Below are 25,346 nucleotides of genomic sequence, written 5' to 3'. Positions count from 1 at the left end.
AAAAAAATAAAAATTACTCAATATTCATTAATTTATCAATTGATAAATCAGGATCATCTTGATTAGATAAATCATCCTCAATATCATCAACCATTGGTTTATAATCTACTTCTTTATCAACTTCAAAATAAGTTTTATCATCATCATAATTTTCATTTAAATTATATTCATCATTAGTTTCTTCATCATTAGTTTCATTATTTTGGTTTAATTCAAAATCAATAAAATTATCATTTTCTTTTATTTTTGAAAAATCTTCATTAAGACTAACATTACTACTACTACTACTATCATCATCATTATTATTATTGTTGTTGTTGGAAACTCTATTGTCCAATTTATCTACTTGAGTTTTTTCAACACTATCTTTTAGTTCATTAGGTTGGTTAGTTTGTTCAAAAATTTGTTTATTCAAATAATTAGTTTTTAAGTTATTTCTATCATCTTCAGGAACAATAAATTCATTTAAAGATTTAATTTCTTCTAATTTATTATTTGAGTTGTAAGTTTTTTGAATAAATTCGTTTTGAATTAAATTTACTTGTTCATTACTAGTAATCGGTTTATTGTTGTTTAGTAAATTAAGTAATTTTTTTTGATTTTCAATTAATTTGGACATATCAACAGTGAGTTTTTCATTAGTAGACTCAAAAAATTGAGAATCATTATACTTTTTTACTAATAAATTATTTAACTTGCTTAAATCCAAATTTTCGGACCTTAATTTAGTAATCATTTGCATTAAATCATTATTTTGGTTTTTTAAAGCTTCAACTGATTTTGTTAAAGATTTATTTCTAATAGTTAATTCATCATTTTTATTTTCAAATTCTTTTAGTTTAACATTATCAATAGATCATAATTTTTCTAATTCTTTAGCATTTTCTTTTATTAAATCATGTTCTTTTTGCTTTTCTGCAAAAAGTTTTTCCATTTCATCTTGTTTATTTTTAAAATCTAACTCAATTTGATTGCGACGAGTTTCAAATTCTAACTCAATTTGGTTACGACGAGTTTCAAAATCAGATTCTATTCGATTGCGTCGAGATTCATATTCTGATTCAATTTTATTTCTTCGATCTTCAAAATTAGCCAATAAATTTTTTTCTTTTTCTAGCAAAATTAAATTAACTGCATTATTTTGTTCTTTTAATCTTTCATCTAATTGATGCTCAACATTTTCTCTAATGATGGATGGTTGATTTGCTCTAAAATAATCAATGGCTTTGTTTCTTTTTTCAATTTCTGATTTTAAAAAATCAATTTGACTTTCTTGGTGTTTTAAACCATTAATTAACTGGTTAATTCGTAATTTTAAATCATAACTTTCATTATTTTTAGTATTTAATTCTTCTCGCATTTGAATACTAAAGTTTTGTAAATTTATGTATTTTTGCTTAAACATTTCATAAAATTGACTTCATTGCTTATATCTACTATCAAACTCCGAATGAAGTCTTGAAACCTCAGAATTGATAACATTTTGCATGTTACCTGATTGTTCTAATTTAATCTTATTCAATTCATCATAGTAATGTTTTTCAATATCTTTTTTTATTGTTTCTAATTTATCTACTGTAGTTAAATTGGGATAAATTGATGATTTACCATTTTTTGACAAATTATTTTGTTCAATTAAAAAATCTATTTTATCTTTTTCTAATTTAGCTTTTTCTTTAATGATTTTAGTTTGTTCTATTTGCATCTGAACCATTTTTTGATTTAACATTAATTTTTCTAGTTCATGTTGTAAAGGAACAACTAATTTAAATGTAGAAATATGCTTTTCTAATTTCTGTAATCATTGCTCATCAGTTAAGTTTTTTCTTTTGGCTCTAACATATGAACGACGTGCTCTGCCAATAAAATCAATAATTTCATGATCCTTACATTCTGGATGTTTTTCTAAAAACATATTGATAGCAACATCCAATTTTTCAGTATCAAAAATATTAGCATTTACCTTATCTTCATTTTCATTACTTACTTCACTTGAATCTTCAAAATTAGCTTCATCTTCAAAAACATTAGTTTGTGTTTCATTTTGAAAATTCATAATTAAGTTTTCCTCTAAAAAGTATTAAGACCTAAATCTATATTATGTTGTTTAATTACTAAATTGTTAACTTGCATATTACATTATATAATTTAAAGTCAAATAAGCAAAGTTACAAATAAGTAATTAATCTAAAGTATGAATCAATTTGACATAATTATTGTTGGTGCAGGACCAAGTGGAATTTATACAGCTACTTATGCTGCACTAAAGGGCATGAATGTTCTAGTTGTAGAAAGCAATGATATCATTGGCGGGCAACCAATACACTTATATAGTCATAAAAGTGTTTATGATTTTCCTGGACATTTAGAAACAAATGGACAAGAAATAATTAATAATTTGCTAATTCAACAAAAAGGTCTTGATAAACATATTCAATACAAATTAAAAACATCTATTATTGAATGAAAAAGATTAAAAAATGAATTATTTTCAATCAAACTAAGTAACAAAGAAAAAATTCAAGCTAAAGCAATAATTATTGCCACAGGCAATGGTTCACTTGTTCCAAATGAAATAGATTCAAATTTGTTAAGTAAAAATGTAAATAAATCTAAATTGTCATATTATGTAGATCAAATCAATGAATACAAAAATAAAAATATTGTTTTATTGGGCGGGGGAGATAGTGCCGTTGAATGAGCTGGTCAAATTGCCAGTGCAAAAAAAGCAAAAAGTGTAAGTATTATTCATCGAAAACCAAATTATCGGGCACATCAAAAATATATAAATGCATTGGCAAGAAACAATGTAATACAGTATCTTAATTATGAAATAAAAGAAATTAATAATAAAGCAATTGTTGTTCAATGTAATGAAAATAAAAAAATAAAAACAATTTCATATGACAAAATTATTATTCAATATGGATTAAAACAACAAAAATGTCCTTTTAATAATTGAGAAAAATTAAAAATGAAAGGAAACAAATTTATTACTGATAGAAATCAACAAACAAACGAAAAAAATATTTATGCGATTGGCCTTTCGACATATTATGAAGGTAGACCTAATCTACTTGTAATAGGAATTGCTGAAGGAGTAATTGCAATCAAGCATATTTATGACAAAATAAATCCTTACAATCTTGATTACATAATCAAATAATATTTTCTGTTTTAAAAATTACATAATGTCTTTAAAAATTTGATCAATTGGTTGCAAATTAATTTTATTTGTTTTAAATCCAAAACCTTCTCCAGAAGCATATTTAGGAATTATATGAACATGAAAGTGAAAAACTTCTTGTCCAGCAATATTGCCTTCATTTGATAAATAATTAATTCCTCAAGGATCTAATTTAGAATTTTTTATTTTTTTTGCCACTGTCTTTACTAAACTAAAAACTTCTTGCAAATCTTGACTATCTGTACTAGATAAATCCTTAAAATGTTTTTTAGGAATTACTAATGTGTGTCCATTTGCAGTTGGATTAACATCTAAAAAAGCAATTGCATGCTCATTTTCTGATAAAATACTAGCAGATATTTCTTTATTTACGATTTTACAAAAAACACAATCTTTATTCATAATATTAACCTCAGTCATTGCTATAAGAACAGCATTAAACATATAAAATGTCAAAATAAATTAAATTGTTATATTATTTATACTATAAAATTATGAATAATTCATTACGTGAAGGTGGTACATTTTACGAAAAAATTACCACTAATAACCCCAAAAAAAGAAGTTTAAAAGAAGATAATGAACCAAAAAAATACAAATATCCTAATGGTTCCCTTCCTTTTTGTTTTCTAATTTTTATAGAAATAATCATATTATTAATTGCTTTTTTAGTAACTAAGATGAAATGATATGATGCCATTTTAGTTACATTTGCAATTTCATTTTGTTTTAATTGCATTTGATTAATAGCTAGACAAAACTTTGCTACAACAACAAAATATAATATTGTTAAACACAAAAATAAACTGACTAATAAAATTTTTTCTTCAAGAAGAAATTTTGATTATTTTTATAAATATGCATCTAACAATGTAACTTCTTTAGAAGAATATATTGCCTTTCAAAAGATAAGAAAACAGAAAAGTAAACTAATGTTTTGAATTTCTTTTGGTATTCAAGGATCATTATTAACAATTGCAATTATCATTCAAATTGTTGTTGCTCAAAATTAAATAAATTACATTTAATTAATATTTATTTGAGATATATAATTGAATTATGTTATATGAATAAAATTCTAATTGAAGCAAACTTATAGAGGATTTATAAAATGTTATTAAAAACAATGATAACTTCAATTGTTGCCAAAAAAATGCGTAAAAGACTAGAAATGCAAACAATTGAAGAAGAAGATATTACAGAAGTTCTTAAAGAAATAAGAATTACTTTATTGGATGCTGATGTTAATTTGCAAGTTGTTAAAAATTTTATTAAATCAATTAGAGAAAAGACTGTTGGTCATATTGTTGATGTTGGTCAAGATCCACAACAAATTTTTTTAAAAATTATTAAAGACGAATTAATTAATATTCTTGGAAAACAAAATAGTTCTATAAATTTAAATAAACATCCATTAAAAATTATGTTTGTTGGTCTACAAGGGTCTGGTAAAACAACAACTGTTGGTAAATTAGCACAATTTTTAAAAACTAAGCATAACAAAAAACCCATTATGGTTGCTTTAGATATCTATAGACCTGCTGCAATTGACCAATTAAAAACATTATCAAATGAAGTAAATTGTTTGTTCTATGAAAAAGGAAACCAAAATCCTGCTAAAACAGCAAGTGAATCATTAGAAATGGCTAAAGAACATAATGCTGACTGTATTTTATTTGATACTGCTGGTAGATTACAGACTAATGAAGAGTTAATGAATGAATTAGTTGAAATTAAAAAAAATACTAATCCAGATGAAATTATTTTAGTAGTTGATGCAATGTCAGGGCAAGAAATTATTAATGTAGCTAATGAATTTAATAATTATTTAAAACTAACTGGAATTATTATTACTAAATTAGACTCGGAAGCACGCGCAGGTGCTGCATTATCTATCACTAGTCTTTTAGATGTTCCAATTAAGTTTACTGGTGTTGGTGAAAGATTAGGTTCATTAGATATTTTTTATCCAGAAAGAATGGCTGATAGAATATTAGGATTAGGAGATGTTATGTCTTTAGCTGAGAAAGCTATAGATAACATTGATCAAAAAGACACAACTAAAACTTTGCAAAAAATGCTATCAGGTAAAATGGATTTAGAAGACTTAATTCGTCAAATGGATGCAATGAATCGTATGGGTAGTTTGAGTTCTATTATGAAAATGATGCCAGGTTCATTAAACATAGGTTCAAACAAATTGGATGAAATTGAAGAAAAAATGAAAATTTGAAAAATTTTAATTTCTTCAATGACTTTAAAAGAAAGAAGACATCCTAAAATTTTGCAAAAAGAAACTTCTAGAAAAGTAAGAATCATTAAAGGATCAGGTCGTAAACCTGATGAATTAAATAAATTATTAAAAAAATGAGAAGAATCGCAAAAGCAAATGGAGGCAATGGGCAAAATCATAAAAAAAGGCAAAAATCCTTTCTTAGACTTTATGAAATAAATCATTTATTAATAAAATTTATTTAAAAGTAAATTATTTTTATTATTCGGCTTCGAATAAATTATTTTCTAAAATAACTTCAACATTAGCATTCATTCTATTAATGGTTTTGAATATATAATCTTGATCTTCTTTTGATAATCAAAAATAATCCATTAATTAACAATCAAGTGCGTCACACTTTTCAAAGTTATTTTTAATTTTTTGCACTCTATTAAAATTTTAAAAAGTTTATAAAATAACATGTAAAATTATTATCTTTTCAAAAGATCCAATAATCAATTTAATAAGAATTAAAAATAAATAAGTTTTAAATGCTCAATAATTTATATTTAATTTCTAAATATTTGTATCATGAATAAATTACAAAAAATTATTTAAGAAAATAATTTAATTGAATCATCTTCAGGTAAATTACTTAGAATATTTAAAGTACGTAATTCATTGATATGTGTTTTAGTTAATTTAGTTCTACTTGCTAAATCTAATATTGAAGTAAACATTTTTTCATTTCTTGCATTAACAATTGATTCTGCTGCAACATCTCCCAAACCATGAATTGTGGTAAATGGTGGAATAATTTGATTGTCAATAACTACAAATTTAGTTGCTAATGATTTATCAATTAATATTGGACTCATTTTAAAACCACGTAATAACATTTCTAAATAAGATTCATATGTTGTAATTAATTCAATTTCTTTTTTACTAACATCTTTTTTAGTTCTAGGATTATTTAATCTTTTTTGAATACTTTGTAATTGGAGTCTAACCTGTTCTTTTCCAAGTACACAAGTTGGAATATCATGTTCAGTTAGTTTAATAGAATATAAAGTTGCATAATATTCTAATGGATGATTAATTTTAAATCATGCAATTCTTCATGCCATTAAAACATATGCAGCTGCATGTGCCTTTGGAAACATATATTTAATTTTTTTACAAGAGTCAATATATCAATTAGGTACATTATGTTCTTTCATTAAATTAATTAATTTAATAGATAATGATTTACCTTTTCTAACAAGCTCCATAATGTTAAATGCATCATTAGCTGTTAAACCACATTTTTTTAAATAAGTCATAATATCATCACGGCAAGCAATAACTTCATTTAGTTGCAAATTATTTTTTTGAATCAATGTTTGTGCATTATTGGCTCAAACATCTGTTCCATGTGATAAACCTGAAATTCGAATTAAATCAGCAAATGATTTAGGATTAGCATCAACTAACATTCTTCTTACAAAATCAGTACCAAATTCAGGGATTCCAATAACTCCTGTTTGTTCTCCTAGTAAATCATTAGAATTTATTTTTAAACTTTTCAAACCTGAAAAAAGTTGCATAACATCATGATCATAATGAGGAATTTCTATTGGATTAATTCCTGTAATATCTCAAAGCATTTTTAACATTGTTGGATCATCATGACCTAAAATATCTAATTTCAGTAAAGAATCGTGTAAAAATTCAAAAGCAAAATGTGTTGTTTTCCATTCGCTAGTTGTATCATCAGCAGGATAATTATAAGGAGTAAAATCTGTAATATCATATTCTTTAGGAAATACCATGATACCTCCAGGGTGCTGACCTGTAGTTCTTTTAATTCCTAATAAAACTTTTGCATAACGTTCAATTTCTGTTTGTTTTTTATTATTAATCTGATCACTAAAATCTAAAAAATAATTTCTAACATACCCAAAGGTAGTCTTTTCTGCTGCTGTTGATATTGTTCCCGCTCTTAATGTATGAGAATCACCAAATAAAGTTCTTACATGGTTATGAGCTTCACCTTGATATTCACCAGAAAAATTTAAATCAATATCAGGTACTTTGTTACCTTCTAATCCCATAAAAGTTTCAAAAGGGATATCATGACCATCACCAATCATTTCACCGTCGCAATTATCACATTTTTTATTAGGTAAATCAAAACCATCATCAACTGAATTATCAAATTGAACTTTTTTACATTTTAAACAAGTGTAATGGGGAGGTAAAGGATTAATTTCTGAAATACCTGATAATGTTGCTACTAAAGAAGAACCAACAGAGCCCCGACTACCAACTAAATAACCCTGTTCATTAGATCGCTTAACTAATAAATGAGCAATTCAATAAATAATTCCGTAACCATTGTTAATTATTGAATTCATTTCCATATCAATACGATCTTTAATAATTAAAGGAATATTTTTTCCATATCTTTTGAGTAAATTTATTTCCACTAATTCTTTTAAATTATCATTGGAACCATGTAATGAAGGTGGATATAATCCTTTTTTTATAGGTTCAATTAATTGAAAATTAAATAAATTTAAAACCTTGTGGCCATTTTCAACTACAATTTCATTAATAATTTTTTTACTTTTTAAAAAACTAAATTCTTCAATCATTTCGTCTGTTGTACGCAAATGTGCTGATGGAACAAATTGATCAATATTATTGTTTTTTCTAAAAAAACGATGATATTGATTATTTAATGTTTTAGTACAAGTAATTATTTTATAGTAACTTTGCTCTCATGGATTAATATAATATGCATCACTAGTTGCAACCACTAATTTTTGATTATTTTTAGATAATTTTATTATCCTATTCAAAATATCACATACTGAATCAAATTTTAAATCATTCGCATTAATAAGATGATCATTTCAATGTGGTGGACTAATTAAAATAAAATCATATTTAGAAATTTTATGAGATAAAAAATCATCATTATTATATAAAGCACTTTTAAAAATTTCACCCTCATTTGGATTACAAGATATAACTATATTATCTCTATATGGTTCTAAATCTTGTCAATATAATTTAGGTCTAAGTGTAAAATTTGTTGTTAACGATTTTGATACCAATTCATAAATAGCTTTGCATCCTTTTTGATTTTTTGCATAAATCAATGCTCTATATCCATGAGCACGCTTTCTTAATGAAGAATTTTGTAACTTATTATTGAGATCATTAACATTAAAAATTTTGTTAGCAAGCAACTGATTTTTAAATATTTTAAATATTTCATAAAGAATTTCTGCATCCACATCAGCTCTATGTGTTGCTGTTTCATCATATTTAATTTTTAATTTTCTAGCAATAGAACCTAAAGAATGATAAGCATATTGTTCATTAAGTGATCATGAAATCCTTAAGGTATCAATCATTACATTATTTAAAAATTTCATGTTGTTTTGTAATAATTTTGTTTGTAAAAATTGAAAGTCAAAATCAATACCATTATGAGCCACAAGAACGCTATCACCAATTCAATCAGCAATTTTAATTAAACCATCTTTAATACTTAAACCTTTTTCTTGTAACATTTCATTGGTTATTTTGGTCAAACTAGAAATTTTATTTGAAATTTTAAATCCTGGATTAATAAAAAAATTAATTTTATCAACAACAATTCCATTTTGAATCTTAATGCCGCCAAATTCAATAATTTCATCATAAAATGGATAAAGACCAGATGTTTCTAAATCAAAAATTACATAAGATGCATCATCTAATAAAATATTTTTAGGATTGAGAACAATAGGAATTAAATTATCTAAAAGTTCACAATCTAAACCATATATTACTTGTACATTATTAGCATTTGTAGCTGCTTCTGGATATGATTGAACATTGTTAATATCCGTTATAGCAGCATGAGATCAGTTAAGATTATTGGCAAATTTTAAATATTCAGATACATCATTAATTCCATCAAAAGCAGACATTTTTGTATGAAAGCTAAATTCAATTTTTTTCTTAGGTGCATTTTCAATTCTTGTATATTTAGTAGGTACATCAATAGACACAATTTTTTTTATTTTTCCGCAAATCTCATTAGAACGATATTTATTTTCAAAAATTTCACATTCAACTTTTATTCAATCATTTACCTTAAATGTTTTTAAATAGTTTTCATCTAAGTTAGAATTGTCCTTTGTGTATGCTATCAAAAACAATGAATCTGTATAATCAGTAATTTTGAATTCAAAAATTTTTGTATCTTTGATTAATCTTTCATTAATATCAAAAATTTTTCCATTAATGACAATAAGTTTGTCATTTTCTGTAATATCAGATAAGTTTTTGCTTGTTTGCTTAGCTATATTGTTTCATTCAATAATTTTTTCTAAAGTAATTTTGGTTTTAACTAACATTTTGTCAATAATTAAATTATGGGTATTGTTGTCTTTATTAAAATCTATAAAAGTATTTGTTTTTTCGTTAGCCACCTTAAAAGTAAAATTTTCATTTTTTTCAAAAAAACAATTAATTTGTAAATTTTTAGAAAAACCATAATTTACTAAAAAATTTAAAAAATCATTTTTGTAATTTAAATAATGTTTATATTCTAATTCATTTGTAAATGTTAACGATATCGTATTATTGTCAATTAAATTGAAACTAAATTTTTTAGAAATTTCAGATATTTTTAAATTATTTTTTTTAACTATAAAAAAATAATTTCAATAATTTATAAATACATTTTTATTTATGTCTTTTTTTACATTAAAAATAAAATTAATTTTTATATCTTTTATTTTGGTTACATTACTAATAAGTTTATCCATTAAATATGGATCCAAAAAATCACTAATATCTAAAGTTAAATTTAACAAATCAAATTTGTGTAAATAAGTAGGATAAAAATTAATAATTTTTTCTTTTAATAATTTTCAATCTGACTTATTTAAAATGTGAAAATTTAAAATAATTTGCTCAATTTTAGAAAACATATTTGGTTTTTATTTACACAAAAGAATTTATAATACTTCCTATTGTAATCCATAAAAGTACAATAACACCAAATAATGACAAAAATGTTTGAATTTTATTTGGTAGATCTTTTTTTAATATTTTTTCAATAAATAAACTAATAAATTTTCAACCATCTAATGGAGGAATTGGAATTAAATTTAAAAGCCCTATTCCTAAATTAATTGAAATTAAATATCTTAAAAGAAAATCACCATTAGGTATTGAATTTAAAATCGAAGGTACTTCTTGTGAACTACTATTTTGACCTGATCATAAGTTGTATAGTACAAAAGATTTTCCAATTCCAATAAAAAAATTTTCAATAAATTTATTAAGTTGCAAAAATAAATTAGGATTAATAAAACTTCATATTCCTCAAAAAATGAAAAAAAATAAAAAATTAAAAGATATCCCAGCAAAAATAATTATTATTTTTTTTCATAAATTTAGTTCATCAAAAAGAAATGTTTTATATGGTTTGGGATACAAATAAAAGTGATAATTTTTTAAATTTGGAAAATCTAGATATGATTTTCGTAATGCTTTCGAATCCATCATTACATATGCACCAATTGGCAATAATCTAATAGAAATTTTTAATAATTTGCTTTTGGTATATCAAGATCAAATTACAGGACCAAAACCTATTGAAAATTCTTTTACATTTACTTTAAATATTTTGGCAAAAATAAAATGACCAAGTTCATGAATAGTTAAACCAATTAAAATACTAAAAAGAATTATTAATAAAATTAAAAATACATTAATTGGATTCACTTACAAATAATCCTTTCATGTTAAATTTAATTGATTTAATAAAGAGTTTATTAATTCATAAACAGATACTATTCCTGATATTTTTTTGTGTTTATATCTATAGTAAAAATTTGTTATAAATTTAGTAATTTCAAAAAAATTAATTTGTTTCTGCATAAATAAATTAACAGCAAAATCATTAACAACGTTAAAAACAGCGCCTCTTGTACTAGCTGGTTTATCAATAACATCTTTTGCAATTTTTAATAATGGATAATTATTTTCATCTATTGCTTCAAAAGATAAATCCAAATTAATTAAATTAAGAGGTTTTACTAGAGAATCGTTACTATTTTTGTATTTATCCAGACACATTTGAATTGCTAATCTCATATCTGGAATCGAACCCCCAAAAATATATGAATTATTTTTTAACTGCAATGCAGCATGAATAATAGATTGTTTATGTCTAATCGGAATAATATTTTTACTATTAAAAAAATAAAAAGCTTCTATAATTTCGAATGCCTTATTTGCTAATGTTGCAGAATCAATAGAAATTTTGGCTCCCATTTTTCATGTTGGGTGATTTAATGTTTGATTTAAAGTTACTAATTTAAGTTTGTTTTCGCTAAATCCTCAAAATGGCCCCCCGCTTGCAGTTATTAAATAATTTTTAACAGCATTTTTATTTATTAAATTTAGCAATTGCTTAAATGTAGAATGCTCACTATCAATTGGATAAATAGTAACTTTATTTTTGTTTGCGATTTGTTTTAATCAGTGACCAGCAATTACCATTGATTCTTTATTTGCTAAACCTAAATCAATTTTATGATTAAGAACTAAAGAACTAACATTTAATCCATGATAACCACTAATAGCATTAACAACCATTTGTGGTTTTGTATTTAAAATTAAATCATGCAAATCTTTCACATTACTTTTAGTTGAATCATTATGACAAAAATAGTAAGGAATTTTCAATTGATCAATAATTTGTTTAGCTTTATTGTGTTGAGAATTAAAAGTTATACCAACAATTTCATGATTAAATTTTTTAGCAACATCTAATGTTTGCTGTCCAATATTACCAGTTACACCACAAATAATAATTTTCATATTTACTATTAAAAATTAAATTCAATATTAGAAACATAAGAATTTGGTTCTAATAAAGAACGACCAGAAATAATAAACACTAACAATAAATAAACCATGTAAGAAAATAAAATCATTGCCATGGAATCATAACGATCCAAAAAACCTCCATGTTTACCTAAAATATGTCCATAATCTTTAATAGAATATTTGCGCTTAATGTAACTAAATATTAAATCACCAATAATTGAAATAATTGATAAAAATAAAACAATCATAATTGTTGCAATTCATCAATATACTTTAAATGTTGAACCTGAAATTATAAAACTAATTATAAAAAGATTGGTTATTAAATTATTTGGATCATATTTTTGAGGTGCTAAATCATATGCAAGGGGAGGGGTTATCATATTAATTTTTGGGGTTGATTGAAATGTTGGTATTGCATACAATAATAAAATTAAAATAACTGAGCCAGTAGTAAAAACAACTCCATAAATTGCTCCTGCTCAAGTTTTATTGGGACTAATATTCGCAATTAATTGATTGCGACCAAATTTTTTTCCGAAAAAATATGAATACGTATCAGTAAAAACAGAAATAGAACATATAAACAGCAAGGTTGTTCATCCACGAATAATTAATATGTAAGATCCTGTTAACAAACCAAACATTGTAATTAGATGTATTATTAAAATAGAGAAACAATTTTTTTTATTAAAAAGACGATAGTAATATAACATTAACAAATCAACAATTAATATTAATAATAAGCCAAATAAAGAAGATACTAATAAGCCAAATAAAGCAAATGTTTTTCCATCATAAATTTGTAAAAAACCAAAAGAAAATGATGGAATATTTATATTTCTATCATTGCCTAAAAATAAAGAATATCGTGGAGATCCACCATTATTGAATGAACTAAAATCATCAAAGGAAATATAGCTATTAAAAAAATATATTGGCACCATGTAAAAAAGTGAAATAAAGAAAAAAACAAAAATAAAAAGACTTAACATGATATAGAAAGTTAATTTTTTATGCTTAAAAATTAAGCCATTTAATTCTTTTGCAAAAAAATAACATAAAAATGAAAGTAAAAAAATAACAATAAATGACATTGCAAATCTAATAGATGCATGCTCATATGTATCTAGGAAAGATATACTAGTTGTTGAAAGTTCATTGGATACAAAATAAGCTGGATCTGAAGTGTTAACTGTTGGAGATCATGGAGATCAATGATTAAAACTATCACCTAAAGCAGAAAAAACTAGTAAAAAAATAAAATATAATATTAGAAATATTGAAATAATTAAACGCGATTGTGGTCTTGATTTAATGAGATTCATTTTCATTTAAACCTCCAAAGCGTCGTTGCCTTTTGTTAAAAATATCTATACATTTAATTAAATGTTCAATAGTAAAATCAGGTCAATTTAGCTCATAAAAAATTAACTCTGCATAACTAATTTGCCAAAGCATAAAGTTACTAATTCTTTGTTCACCACTAGTTCTAATTAACAAATCAACATCAGGTATTCCTGAAGTTAGCAATTTACTATTAAAAGTATTTTCAGAAATTTTTTCATTACGAGTAAAAGATTTTGCTGCATTAATAATATCAGCTCTACCACTATAATTCATAAATAAATTAATTGATGTTCTAGTATTTTTAGATGTTAATTCCATGGTTTCTAATAAGATTTTACTTATGTTTTTTGGTATTGCATTATCTAAAAAACCAATTCATCTAAATCTAACATTATTATCCATAAGCCATTGAATTGATTTTTTAGTTAAAACTTTTTTTACTGCATTTCAAATAAAATAAACCTCGGCTTTAGGACGTTTTCAATTATCAAGACCAAAAGCAAAAAAAGAAATATGTTTAAAATTGTTTTTTACTGCAAATTCAATAATTTCTCTTAAACGTTTTGCCCCTTCAGAGTGACCTGCTGTTCGTTCTTTATTTCTAGATTTTGCTCATCTACCATTACCATCCATGATAAATGCAATGTGATCAGGTGCCATTAAAATAACATTAATACCTAAATTGTTGTAAGTTCTTTTTCTTTAGCTTGAAGAATTGAATCTAATTCATTATTAAATTTTTTTGTAAATTTTTCCACTTCTTCTTCTAAAAATCTAACAAAATCTTCATCTTCATGTTTGTCTTGCTTAATTTTTTGCAAAACATCTCGACGAACTAAGCGAATTTCTTGTTTAGCTTTTTCTCCAATTTGTTTAGCATGCTTAACATATTCTTTTCGATTTTCTTCTGTGAGTTGTGGTAACTTGATACGAATCTTATCTCCATCAATTTGTGAATTTAAGTGCAATTCTGGTTTATTTAAAGCTGTTTGAATTGAATTAATACTACTTCGATCATATGGTTTTATAATTATTTCTCTTGGTTCAGGAATTTGAATTTGGGCCATTTGATTTATAGGAGTCATTTCACCATAATATTCAGCTTTAATATTATCAAACATATTTGGCATTGCTCTACCTGAACGAATTTTTTGTAACTCAGATTTTAATCAATCAATCTTTTTAGATGCTAAATCATTGAACATTAATTCATATTTTTTTAATTCCATAAGATCTCATTTCTTTACTTAGATGAAACAACTGAACATTTAATTTTGCCATCAATAGCATTAACAATTGCATTAGGTTTTTCAATATTAAAAATTATTAATTTTATATCATTTTCTTGGCACATTGTAAAAGAAGTTAAATCCATAATTGATAATTTTTGATCAATAGCTTCTTTAAATGTTAATTTGGAATAAAATTTAGCTTTTGGATTTTTTTTAGGATCAGAATCATACACACCATCTACGCCATCTTTACCAACTAAAATTATTTTAGCTCCAATTTCAATAGCCCGTAATGCAGCACCTGTGTCAGTTGTAAAAAATGGTGAACCAATTCCACCAGCAAAAATAACAACTTTATCATTTTCAAATGCTTGATCAATATTGGTAGGTGTTATTAAATCTGCTAAATGAGGGCAAGGAATTGCTGATAGCACACAACTTTTGACATTATAAGCATTTAGTTGAGTATCAATTAATGAAGCATTAATAATTGTAGCAAGCATTCCAACATAATCTGAACGTCTTTGGTCCATCTTCATATCCTTAGAAACCCTGCCTCTTCAAATATTGCCACCACCAACAACAATTCCAATTTCATACTGAGAATGCAATGTTTTTACTTGCTTACATAAATTAGTTAACTTATCTAAAGAAAATGCATCAGTATTTTGCTGATTTTGCAAAGAACTTCCACTAATTTTTATCAAAATGCGAATTTTTTTTGTCTTATTCATAATTTAGATCTGCAAAACAATTTATTTATGTAAAAACATTATTTCATTTGAGATTGTACTTCTTCAGCAAAATTACTAATTTTTTTATCAATTCCTTCGCCAACTTCAAAACGAACAAATTTTTTTACAGATAAATTCAACTCTTTTAAAATTTCACCAACTTTTTTAGAACTATCAATTAAATATGGTTGTGATTCCAAACAGGATTCAACTAAAAGTTTGTTAACTCTACCTTCAATAATTGTTTTTAATAAATCATGTTTTTTATTTTCAGGAGCTTTATTAATTTTTTCTTTTACTGCATCATCTGCTTGAACTTGTGTTTCTATTAACTCTTTTTCACTTTGAAGTCAAATTGAATCAACATTATCTTTGTTTATAAATTTAGGATTATTAGCTGCGATATGCATTGCTAAATGCTTAATAACATCATTATTTTCACTCTTAGATGTTACGATAATTACCCCAATTCTTTTATTAGCATGTAAATAAGTTCCAATAGATTCATTGGTAGAATTCACGCTAATATTTTCAATTCTACGTAAAGAAATCTTTTCGCCAATAGTTGCTGTTAATTCAACTTGTGTTTCATCAATAGTTTTACCTGTTTTTAATTTTAAAGATTTTGCTTCTTTAACATCACTTGAACTAGTAGCAAATAGAGAGTCAGTTAAATTATTAACATATTCTAAAAACAATTCATTTTTAGATACAAAATCTGTTTGTGAGTTAATTTCAACCATTAATGCTTTTTCATCGTTAGCGTGAATAGCAATAATACCTTCTGCAGCAACACTATCAACTTTTTTAGCTGCTTTTGCTATTCCATTTTCGCGTAATCATTTAACTGCTAAATCTAAATCATTATTTGTGTTATCTAGAGCTTTTTTGCAATCCATGAATCCGGCTTGAGTCATTACCCTTAATTGCTTTATCAAATCAGTTTGGCTAGCCATATTTAAAAATTTCCTAGAAATATCATTTTAAATTTGTGTTTATGATGTAAAAACTATGTGTTATTATATCACCATTTAAATAAAATACATTTAAAGTATCTCTTAAAAACAAAAAAACACATAACCAAATTAAGTTTTGGCGATTGCGTTTCAAAAATTTTTATACATTTAATATTTGCTTAAAATAAAAAAATTATTTACAAAAATTTTAGTTTATTTTCTAACAACATAATGATTAATTTTTTTTGATTCATCAAATATATTTGCAAAATTTTTACAAGATGATTTGATAGATTTTTTTAATATTTTAAACTATTTTTAAAAATGCTTAAATTCTTGTTTTCCGCTTTATCGGATTGACTGAAACTTTTTTTGAAAAAATACAAATAATACTTATAGGAACATAAGTAAACATAAAAAAAGGATACATAAAAGCATATATAATTCCTTTATACAATTTGCAATCAATTCGTTTTTTTTCTTGAATAACAACCGCTAATGCAAATACTAGAAATGTTAAATATAAACCTGAAAAAATAGCAATTGGTGTGTAAATTCAAAACATTCATGGAATAATAATCAATTTACATAATTCATTATTTGAAACACATGATAATAAAATTGAGATTAAAACATATAAAAATAGACTAGTTAAAAACAAAAATACTTGTGGAAAAATTAAGGCTAAATTAGCATAAATAGATTTAATATTTTTATTTTCTTTTTTTCAAAACAAAAATAATTGTTTAACTTCTTTAAAAGAATATAACTTAAATACTTGAAAAAAACCTTTAGATCAACGTAATCTTTGAGCATATGAATCTTTAAATTTAATTGGTTGTTCATCATAAATAATTGCATCATTTGCATAACCGCATTTAATATTATTAATAGATAAAAATTGAGTAAATTCAATGTCATGTGACAGAGTATTAAAGTCTCAATCATTTGACATTTGTAAAACCTTTTCACTAAAACAAAAACCAGTTCCATTAATTCAACTAGTCATATTAAATCTATTCCTAGAAGCATTTATATAATTTGACTCTTTGATAAATTGAATTGCATAACTTGCACTAATTCAATTATCTTTAAAATTAATAGAATTACGATATGAAGTAACTACATCATATCCTTTATTTAACTGCAAAACAACTTCTTTTAATCAATGTTTATCAACAATATTATCAGAATCAAAATAACAATAAGCATCATAAATATTAATAAATTTTCTAATATATTTAATTGCATATTGAATTGCAAAATTTGCTCCCCTATATTTGTCATTAAATCTTTCCAAAACTGTAATACGATTTGGAAATTTTTTAGCAATCTTTTGAACTATTTTTGCAGTATTATCAGTACAATTATCAGCAACAAGATATATGTGAAAAAAATTTTTATTATAAGTTTGATTTAAAAGTGAATTAACAATATCTTTAATTACATTTTCTTCATTTCTAGCAGCAATTAAAACAGCAATTTTTTTATTAGGCAAGAAATCGATTTTTCTTAATGAAATAGCTCTTTTTTTAAAAATTCCTATTAAAGCTAAAAAATATTCAAAAAAATTAAAGACAAAAGAAAGAAGAGAAAAAACAATTGATATTATAAATAATGTGTTTATTGTATTTGTCAAAATATAAAACCTAAAAAGAATCTAGATTAATATTTAACAAATTTAGGTTTATTTAAATTTTTATAATTTACTTGATTATGAAACTAAAACACAAAAAATCATAAAAACATTTATTTACCATTATTAAATAATAAATCTAATAATTCTAAAGAACTAATTTGACCAAAATAATCACTTAAATTTGTTGAATTAAAAATTTCTTTAACTTCACTTAGTTCGTATTTGTGATTTTTTAACTGATCTTGCAACTCAGATACATCTTTAATACTTAAAAAATCACCAATAAATTTAATATCTTCAATAAAGCCATTTTTAATTTTTAAATAAATTTCAACAGTTCCACTAGAAAAACGTTTTTTGTTTAAAAATGTAGACTCATCAATGTTACCATAATTTCATTCCCAAGTTGCAAAATGATTTTTTGCGCGATCAAATATAAATTGTTTAGCTTCATCATCTAATTCAATCAATTTGGCTTGATCTTTTTGAATAAACCAATTTGTACATTCTTTAACAAATCTATCAATTGATCACTCATTTTTGTTAGGTAAATGTTCGTAAATATTCGTTATTCTTTTGCGAACAGAATCAATTCCTTTAGCTTCAATTTTGGCTAAATCTACATTTAAGTACTTTGCTAATTTATTTGAATTTAATTGAAATAACAAAGTTCCATGATGCAATAACTTATCTTGATAAAGATATTGTGCATTACCACTAATTTTTTTGCCATCAATTTCTAAATCATTACGGCCTTTAAACTCAGCTTTAACCCCAATTGAATTTAAAAAATTAATTATAGGTTGAACCAATTTAAAATAATTATTTGGCTGATTAATACTTGTTTTATGTATAAAAGTATAATTTAAATTACCTAAATCATGATAAACAGTGCCGCCTCCAGAAAAGCGGCGAAATAAATTAACTTTATCGTTTTGAACTAATCCTAAATTAATTTCTTTCAAAGGGTTTTGATTACGACCAATTACAATAGTATTGTCATTTCTTCATAAATAAATAATTAATTCATCATGTGAATCAAATTTTTTTAATAAATATTCTTCAGTAGCTGCATTAACATATGGGTCAGTTGAGTCAGTTGTCAAAATTCATGACATAATATACTATCTTAAGTTACTTGTTAAAGTTTTTATAAATTAAATGTTTAGCAGCTTCAGACACCATTTCAGCAACTGTAGGATGTGGATGAATAGCATTAGCTAAATCAAAAACAGTTAACTCACTATTCATTGCTAAAGCCAATTCACTAATAATATCACTTGCAGTTGAACCAATAATATGGGCGCCTAAGATTTCACCATATTCCTTACCAACCAACAATTTAACAAACCCAATTGTTTCACTATCTGCAATTGCTTTGCCACAAGCAGCCATTGGTAATGATACTTTAACATAATTAATGTTTTTGTTTTTTAATTGCTCTTCAGTATATCCAACAGTTGCAATTTCTGGTTGAATATAAATACATCCAGGTGTTTTTAACGGATCAACTGGTTCTGGATTACGATTCAAAATATGATCAACAACAAAAATTGCATGATGATAAGCATAGTGTGCTAACATTACTTGACTTGCTGCATCACCAATTACATAAACATTAGGAACTGAAGTTTGTAAATTTTTATTTAAAACAACATTACCACGTTCATTACGTTGAACATTCAATGAATTTAAAATTTCATCATTTGCTTTTCGACCAACACTTTGCAAAATATAATCACTTGTAATTGATTGAGCATTGCCATTTAATTCAAAATTTAAAGTATTATTATTTGCACTAGTTATTTTTGCATTGGTAATAATTTTAATGCCTCGTTCATTTAAAATTTTAGTGACAGCATTGCTGACATCAATATCTAAAATTTCTAAAATACGATCTAATCCTTGAACAATTGTAACATCTGTGCCAAAACTACGATAAACAATTGCCATTTCCACTCCAATTACACCACCACCAATAACAGTTAAACTTCTTGGTATAGATGGTAAAGAAAGTGCAATACTTGAATCAATCATATAACCAGTATGCATTGATTCTTCAAATCCAGGTAAAGGCAGTGATCTTGGTCGAGAACCAGTAGCAACAACAATATATTTTGTTTTAAACATTTGGTCATTAACAGCAACTGTATTAGGGTCCACAATAACTGCTTCACCAACAATTGTATCAACCTTAGCTGATTTCAAAATAGATTTAACTCCACTAACTAGAGTATTAATGATTTGTTGTTTACGTGATTGAATAGTATTTCAATTAATTGAAAATTCTGTATTTAAAGGGACATCTACACCATAAGCACTGGCATGTTGAATATAATTAATTACTTTAGAACATTTTAAAAGTGCTTTGGTAGGAATACAACCAACATTCAAGCAAACACCACCATAAGTTCCTTTTTCAATAACTAAACACTTTAAACCATTTTTAGATGCATGTTCAGCAGCAACATAACCACCAGGGCCAGCACCAATAACAATAATGTCATAATTATTCATAATTACTTAATTTCTAAACCTTCTAATGTTTCTATATGATGTGCAATAACCTTCATGAATCTACCAATATCTGCTCCATCAATTCAACGATGATCAGCAGCAATTGTAAATGGCATAAATTGTTTAACAACAATTTGATTTTTATCATTACGTAATAAGCGCTCTTCAATGTTTCCTGGAGCAACAATAGCAACTTCAGGGTAATTAATAATTGGCGTGCCTCAAGCAGCACCAATGGAACCAAAATTAGTTAAACTAATAGTACCACCTTTAATTTCACTTAAACTTAGTTGTTTGTTTCTTGCCTTAGTTGCTAATTCAATAACTTTTTGTCCTAATTGAATAATAGATAGTTGGTTAGCATCCTTGATGTTAGGTACCATCAATCCATTTTCAGTGTCAACAGCAATTCCAAAGTTAATTGAATTTTTAAGATGCAATTTATTAGTTTCTTTTATGTAACTTGAATTAAAAATAGGATATTTTTGAACTGCATAAATTACAGCCTTAATGATAAAAGGCAAATAACTTAATTTTAATCCATACATTTCTTGAACTTTATTTTTAACTTGATTGCGATAATTAACAAGAGCAGTAACATCAACAAAAAATGTTAAAACAGTTGCAGGAATCTCATTTTTAGCAGTTACCATTGCTTTAGCAATTGCATTGCGAATTGTACTAATCTCAAGCATTTGATCCTGATTCTCATTTTTATTTTGATTATTACTATTCATGCTATTAATAATATCTTTACTCATGATTTTTCCTTTTAAACCTGTTCCTTGAATATTTTGAAAATCTAAGTTATGAGCTTTGGCAATTGCTAAAGCAAAAGAACTAATTGATTTGCTCATAAATCTAAATTAATTTTTGACTACCAAAAAGAGGTAATATTTTATTAGAAACTTTCACTTCACCAACAACTGAAGCACTTTCATTAGATTGAGAAGGTTTTTCACTAGTAGTTGTTGATGACAAAGAAAAATTGTTAGTAGATTGTAATGATGAATTAGAAACAGGAGTAAATGTTGGTTTAAATGTGGGAATTGGAGCGGGTTCTGAAGTAAATGTTGAAACAACCTTTGGTGCTTCAACAATCGGAGTAATAGATGAATTATTGACATCTAAAATCTTTTTTTCAGGAGCAAAAGTATTGTTGGTGCTTTCAGTATCAATATATGCAAGTGTTTGACCTACATGAATATCTTCACCATTGCTAACTAAAATCTTAGTGATAATACCACTAACAGGTGCAGGAATATCAGTAGTAACCTTATCAGTTTCCACACTAAATAATGAATCACCTTCATTAATAGCTTGACCTTCAGAAACTAGAATACTAGCCACTTTACCTTCTTCTAAGCCTTCACCTATATCTGCAAATTTAAATTCAAACATTTTTATAACCTCAACTAATCTTTAATAACAAACTTATTTCATTTGATTTAATGCATCTTTAATTCGTTGATCTAATGAAAATTGAATATGTTCACCTTTTGCTAATGGAACAGTAATATCAAAACCTGTCACACGCTTAGGTGCGGTTTTAAGATAACTAAATATTTTATCATTAACAGTTGCAATAATTTCAGCACCTATTCCAAATGATTTAGCAGCTTCATGAACAACAATTAATCTACCAGTTTTGCAAACTGAATTTAAAACCATATTTTGATCTCATGGTTTAATTGTTCTTAAATCAATTAATTCAATTGAATATTTATTTGCAATTTCAGGTGAATTAATTAAATTTCAGCAATCAATTACATTTGGTCCATAAGTAACCATTGTAATGTCACTACCAGGTTGAATAATATTAGCTTCACCAATTTTAACAGTATAACTAACTTCAGGAATTTCTTGTCTATATGCCCGATAAACACGTTTTGGTTCAAAGAAAATTACTGGATCAGGATCATTAATAGCAGCCAAAAATAATCCTTTGACATCATATGGAGTAGCTGGCATTACTACTTTCAAACCCGGAATGTGTGAATATAATGTTTCTAAAGTTTCACTATGATGTTCAAGTGCTCTTACACCACCACCCATTGGCATTCTTACAACAATTGGAACATTGCGCATTCCTCTTGTACGATTACGATATCTTGCAGCATGTGTAAATAATTGCATCATTCCTGGAAAACTAAATCCTGAAAATTGAATTTCAACAATTGGCTTTAAACCAGCAAGTGAAGCTCCAATTGCTGAACCAACAATAGAAGCCTCTGCAATTGGTGCATCTCAAACACGAGTTTCTCCATATTTAGCTTGTAAACCTTTAGTAGCGCGGAAAACACCGCCCTCAAAACCTGTATCTTGACCATAAAGTACAACACTTGAATCATTAGCTAGTGCAAGGTCCATTGCATTATTCAATGCTTCAATATTATTAACTGTAATTGTTTTACTCATATTTATACCTTAATAACACACTTTCTTACTTATTACCAAAATAATGTTTTGCAATCATTTTTTGTTCATTCAAGTCATCATACATTTCTCCATATTGATGGTCAAAAACATCATCAACAGTAGAATGCATATTTTCTTGTGCAATAGCAAACTCTGATTCAATTAAATTTTGAATTTTATTTTTCATTTCACTTTCTTTTTGTTCATCTCAATGATTATTGTTAACTAATCATTTATGAACACGATCAATTGGGTCGTATTGAAGTGCTTCATCCACTTCTTGTTGACTTCGATAAATAGTTGGATCATCAGATGTAGTGTGTGGTCCTTGTCTGAAAGTTACAAATTCAATTAAAACTGGACCAAAACCATTACGAACATAAGTCAAAGCATCAAGTGCTGCATCATATGAAGCAAATAGATCATTACCATCAACACGAACACGAGGAATATCAAATGCAATTGCTTTTAATGATAAATCTTTTACTGCAGATTCATTTTTTGTTCTTGTGGAAATAGCAAATTGATTGTTATTTATGCAAAATAAAGAATTTCATTTATGAATTGCAGCCATATTAATTGCTTCATAAAATTCACCCTCAGCTGTTCCACCATCACCTATAAATGTTACAGCTGCATTTTTTAAACCTTTTGTTTTTAAAGCATAACCAATACCAGCTGCATGAGAAATTTGTGCACCAATTGTTATGTTTACTGGAAGAATATTTAAACTAGTATCAAATGCACTGCCTTTTTCATTCCCAGACCAATATAGGAAGATTTTATGTAATGGAACATTTCTATGCGCTAACATACAATCAGAACGAAAAGCTGGCAACAACCAATCTCCTTGTCGCATAGCCAAAGATGTTCCCATTTGCAACGCTTCTTCTCCCATGCATGGAGCAAATGTTAACATCTTACCTGTACGTTGCCAAAGAAGCATTTTTTTATCACGCTCACGACTAACATTCATTCAATAATATGCTTCAATTACTTTATCAACACTTAATTGAGATTTATAATTAGGATCAATAAAATTACCATTTTTATCTAAAACCTGAAACAACATTTCAGGAAATTTACTTTTTACAAGAATCGACATAGGCTCTTCCTTAAAATCATAAAACAAATGCAATCAAGTAAATTATAAAAGAAAAAAAATAAAATTATATTTGAATAAGTTTAAATTATTTTTAATAATTTTAACTTTAGTCAATATAGTTTAAAGTTTTTAAATGTTTAAATAAAAATTAAAGTACAAATGATCTAAAATTATCCTAATTGCTAAATATAAGTTTGTTTATAATTTAGAAAAAACTATTTAATTTTATTTTTTATTGTTAATTGATTTAAATTTTGATCAAGAAGAAAACAATTTATTATTGAATTTTTTTTGATTCCAATTGCTTTTTTTTATTTGAATTCATATCACTATTATTATTATTATTGTGAATAGTAGTAACATTTCATTTAATGATGAAATTAGAATTATTGGCAGATTTAATAGTTGGTCCTTTAATTATTTCTTTGTTCTTCTCTAAAAATTTTAAGTTTGGACTATTATGTCTTATAAAATTAAGTTGAGTTTCATTGGCTTTTCTTCTCTTTTTAAGAATTAGAAAAATCGCTTGGAACATGCCAACAATTAATATGAATGTTGACACAACAATTGTTAATATTATACTAACATCTAAATTAGTTAACTCAATGCCAATATCACCTTTAGAAGTAGGTGCTGATTTGATAGATACAGAAAATGAAGGTTTAACACTTGTTGAAGGATTTTCAACAGCAACATCATCAAAATTATCGATTTCTAAATCATTTATTGTATTAAAAAGTAAAGTTTGGATTTCAGAATTAAAAACACTTGAAAAGTTAGTCATAAAATAATTTGCTAATGAAGTTCTAAATTTGTCATGAATTTGTTTATAAATACTGTTGTTAATTGAAGAATTCATAAACAAGCAATTAATTAAGGATTTATCAACATTGGTTAAATCAAATTGAATTTCTAAATCTAATTTTCTAATTATCTTTGATTCATCTTTAGGATCATTAATAAGATTTTTATTTTTAATTAGAACTTTAAAAGGAATAATTTGTGAAAAAGATTGTTTTGTATTTTGATTGTTCATGACAACATTAATAGCAGAACTTGGAGATGTTGTACTTTCAACATTGATTAAAACAATATTATTTTTAACATCAGA

At 25.4% G+C, this 25,346-nt stretch carries 21 protein-coding genes; 3 read left to right on the top strand and 18 right to left on the bottom strand.

What is annotated here, in order from left to right; all coding sequences use genetic code 4:
- Positions 1 to 13 precede the first annotated feature (13 nt).
- Entirely contained in the window at positions 14 to 2,056 is a 2,043-nt protein-coding gene (locus tag T383_RS0100100; RefSeq protein WP_033159657.1) for a coiled-coil domain-containing protein, read from the bottom strand.
- Between the two features lie 138 nt (positions 2,057 to 2,194).
- Between T383_RS0100100 and T383_RS0100095 the strand changes: the two genes are divergently transcribed.
- Positions 2,195 to 3,166 carry an NAD(P)/FAD-dependent oxidoreductase gene (locus T383_RS0100095; protein ID WP_033159656.1) on the top strand — a complete coding sequence of 324 codons (972 nt, stop codon included), beginning with the start codon at positions 2,195 to 2,197 and terminating at the stop codon, positions 3,164 to 3,166.
- 18 nt (positions 3,167 to 3,184) lie between these two features.
- Here T383_RS0100095 and T383_RS0100090 read toward each other — a convergent pair whose 3' ends face one another.
- The gene (locus T383_RS0100090; RefSeq protein WP_033159655.1) at positions 3,185 to 3,589 is read right to left on the bottom strand and encodes an HIT family protein; all 405 of its coding nucleotides are present in this window, start codon (positions 3,587 to 3,589) and stop codon (positions 3,185 to 3,187) included.
- Between the two features lie 92 nt (positions 3,590 to 3,681).
- Here T383_RS0100090 and T383_RS0100085 point away from each other — a divergent pair, with 92 nt between their 5' ends.
- Both T383_RS0100085 and ffh read left to right on the top strand, forming a co-directional pair.
- Positions 3,682 to 4,200, top strand: coding sequence for a hypothetical protein (locus T383_RS0100085; protein WP_033159654.1), 519 nt, complete (start codon positions 3,682 to 3,684; stop codon positions 4,198 to 4,200).
- 101 nt (positions 4,201 to 4,301) lie between these two features.
- Entirely contained in the window at positions 4,302 to 5,639 is a 1,338-nt protein-coding gene (ffh, locus tag T383_RS0100080) for a signal recognition particle protein (protein WP_033159801.1), read from the top strand.
- A gap of 377 nt (positions 5,640 to 6,016) precedes the next feature.
- Here the strand turns inward: ffh and T383_RS0100075 are convergent, their stop codons facing one another.
- The 16 genes from T383_RS0100075 to T383_RS03915 form a co-directional block, all read right to left on the bottom strand.
- Positions 6,017 to 10,375 (bottom strand): PolC-type DNA polymerase III, encoded by a 4,359-nt coding sequence (locus T383_RS0100075; RefSeq protein ID WP_033159653.1) that lies wholly within the window; start codon positions 10,373 to 10,375, stop codon positions 6,017 to 6,019.
- A 13-nt stretch (positions 10,376 to 10,388) separates the two neighbouring features.
- Positions 10,389 to 11,174 carry a site-2 protease family protein gene (locus T383_RS03945; RefSeq protein ID WP_033159652.1) on the bottom strand — a complete coding sequence of 262 codons (786 nt, stop codon included), beginning with the start codon at positions 11,172 to 11,174 and terminating at the stop codon, positions 10,389 to 10,391.
- On the bottom strand, positions 11,175 to 12,275 hold the full coding sequence (locus T383_RS0100065; protein WP_033159651.1) for a hypothetical protein: 1,101 nt from the start codon (positions 12,273 to 12,275) through the stop codon (positions 11,175 to 11,177).
- Positions 12,276 to 12,283: 8 nt separating this feature from the next.
- Positions 12,284 to 13,612 (bottom strand): phosphatidate cytidylyltransferase, encoded by a 1,329-nt coding sequence (locus T383_RS03665; RefSeq protein ID WP_169735579.1) that lies wholly within the window; start codon positions 13,610 to 13,612, stop codon positions 12,284 to 12,286.
- Positions 13,599 to 14,294 carry a polyprenyl diphosphate synthase gene (uppS, locus tag T383_RS0100055; protein WP_033159650.1) on the bottom strand — a complete coding sequence of 232 codons (696 nt, stop codon included), beginning with the start codon at positions 14,292 to 14,294 and terminating at the stop codon, positions 13,599 to 13,601. The genes T383_RS03665 and uppS overlap by 14 nt, the downstream gene beginning before the upstream one ends.
- A 17-nt stretch (positions 14,295 to 14,311) precedes the next feature.
- Positions 14,312 to 14,863 carry a ribosome recycling factor gene (gene frr, locus T383_RS0100050; RefSeq protein WP_052663868.1) on the bottom strand — a complete coding sequence of 184 codons (552 nt, stop codon included), beginning with the start codon at positions 14,861 to 14,863 and terminating at the stop codon, positions 14,312 to 14,314.
- 14 nt (positions 14,864 to 14,877) lie between these two features.
- Positions 14,878 to 15,600 (bottom strand): UMP kinase, encoded by a 723-nt coding sequence (gene pyrH / locus T383_RS0100045; protein WP_033159649.1) that lies wholly within the window; start codon positions 15,598 to 15,600, stop codon positions 14,878 to 14,880.
- Positions 15,601 to 15,638: 38 nt separating this feature from the next.
- Entirely contained in the window at positions 15,639 to 16,556 is a 918-nt protein-coding gene (gene tsf, locus T383_RS0100040; protein ID WP_033159648.1) for a translation elongation factor Ts, read from the bottom strand.
- A gap of 328 nt (positions 16,557 to 16,884) precedes the next feature.
- Positions 16,885 to 18,195: a glycosyltransferase family 2 protein gene (locus T383_RS0100035; RefSeq protein ID WP_052663867.1), complete on the bottom strand. Its 1,311-nt coding sequence runs from the start codon at positions 18,193 to 18,195 to the stop codon at positions 16,885 to 16,887.
- Positions 18,196 to 18,305: 110 nt separating this feature from the next.
- On the bottom strand, positions 18,306 to 19,313 hold the full coding sequence (locus T383_RS0100030) for a lipoate--protein ligase (protein ID WP_033159646.1): 1,008 nt from the start codon (positions 19,311 to 19,313) through the stop codon (positions 18,306 to 18,308).
- Positions 19,314 to 19,329: 16 nt separating this feature from the next.
- Positions 19,330 to 20,712, bottom strand: a complete 1,383-nt coding sequence (gene lpdA / locus T383_RS0100025) for a dihydrolipoyl dehydrogenase (RefSeq protein ID WP_033159645.1) — start codon at positions 20,710 to 20,712, stop codon at positions 19,330 to 19,332.
- Positions 20,713 to 20,714: 2 nt separating this feature from the next.
- Positions 20,715 to 21,569 carry a dihydrolipoamide acetyltransferase family protein gene (locus tag T383_RS03940; protein WP_052663864.1) on the bottom strand — a complete coding sequence of 285 codons (855 nt, stop codon included), beginning with the start codon at positions 21,567 to 21,569 and terminating at the stop codon, positions 20,715 to 20,717.
- 4 nt (positions 21,570 to 21,573) lie between these two features.
- A complete protein-coding gene (locus T383_RS03980; RefSeq protein ID WP_211246828.1) occupies positions 21,574 to 22,113 on the bottom strand; it encodes a biotin/lipoyl-containing protein in 540 nt (179 codons plus the stop codon).
- 33 nt (positions 22,114 to 22,146) lie between these two features.
- Positions 22,147 to 23,130 carry an alpha-ketoacid dehydrogenase subunit beta gene (locus T383_RS0100015; RefSeq protein WP_033159644.1) on the bottom strand — a complete coding sequence of 328 codons (984 nt, stop codon included), beginning with the start codon at positions 23,128 to 23,130 and terminating at the stop codon, positions 22,147 to 22,149.
- A 25-nt stretch (positions 23,131 to 23,155) separates the two neighbouring features.
- A complete protein-coding gene (gene pdhA, locus T383_RS0100010; protein ID WP_033159643.1) occupies positions 23,156 to 24,235 on the bottom strand; it encodes a pyruvate dehydrogenase (acetyl-transferring) E1 component subunit alpha in 1,080 nt (359 codons plus the stop codon).
- 277 nt (positions 24,236 to 24,512) lie between these two features.
- On the bottom strand, positions 24,513 to 25,346 hold an 834-nt coding region (locus T383_RS03915), incomplete at its 5' end, for a hypothetical protein (protein WP_033159642.1).

The sequence above is a fragment of the Mycoplasmoides alvi ATCC 29626 genome (assembly GCF_000701785.1).
Taxonomy (GTDB): Bacteria; Bacillota_I; Bacilli_A; order Mycoplasmatales; family Mycoplasmoidaceae; genus Mycoplasmoides; species Mycoplasmoides alvi.
The sequence above is the reverse complement of the archived record's forward strand: the minus strand, read 5'-3'. Positions and strand labels throughout refer to the sequence as shown.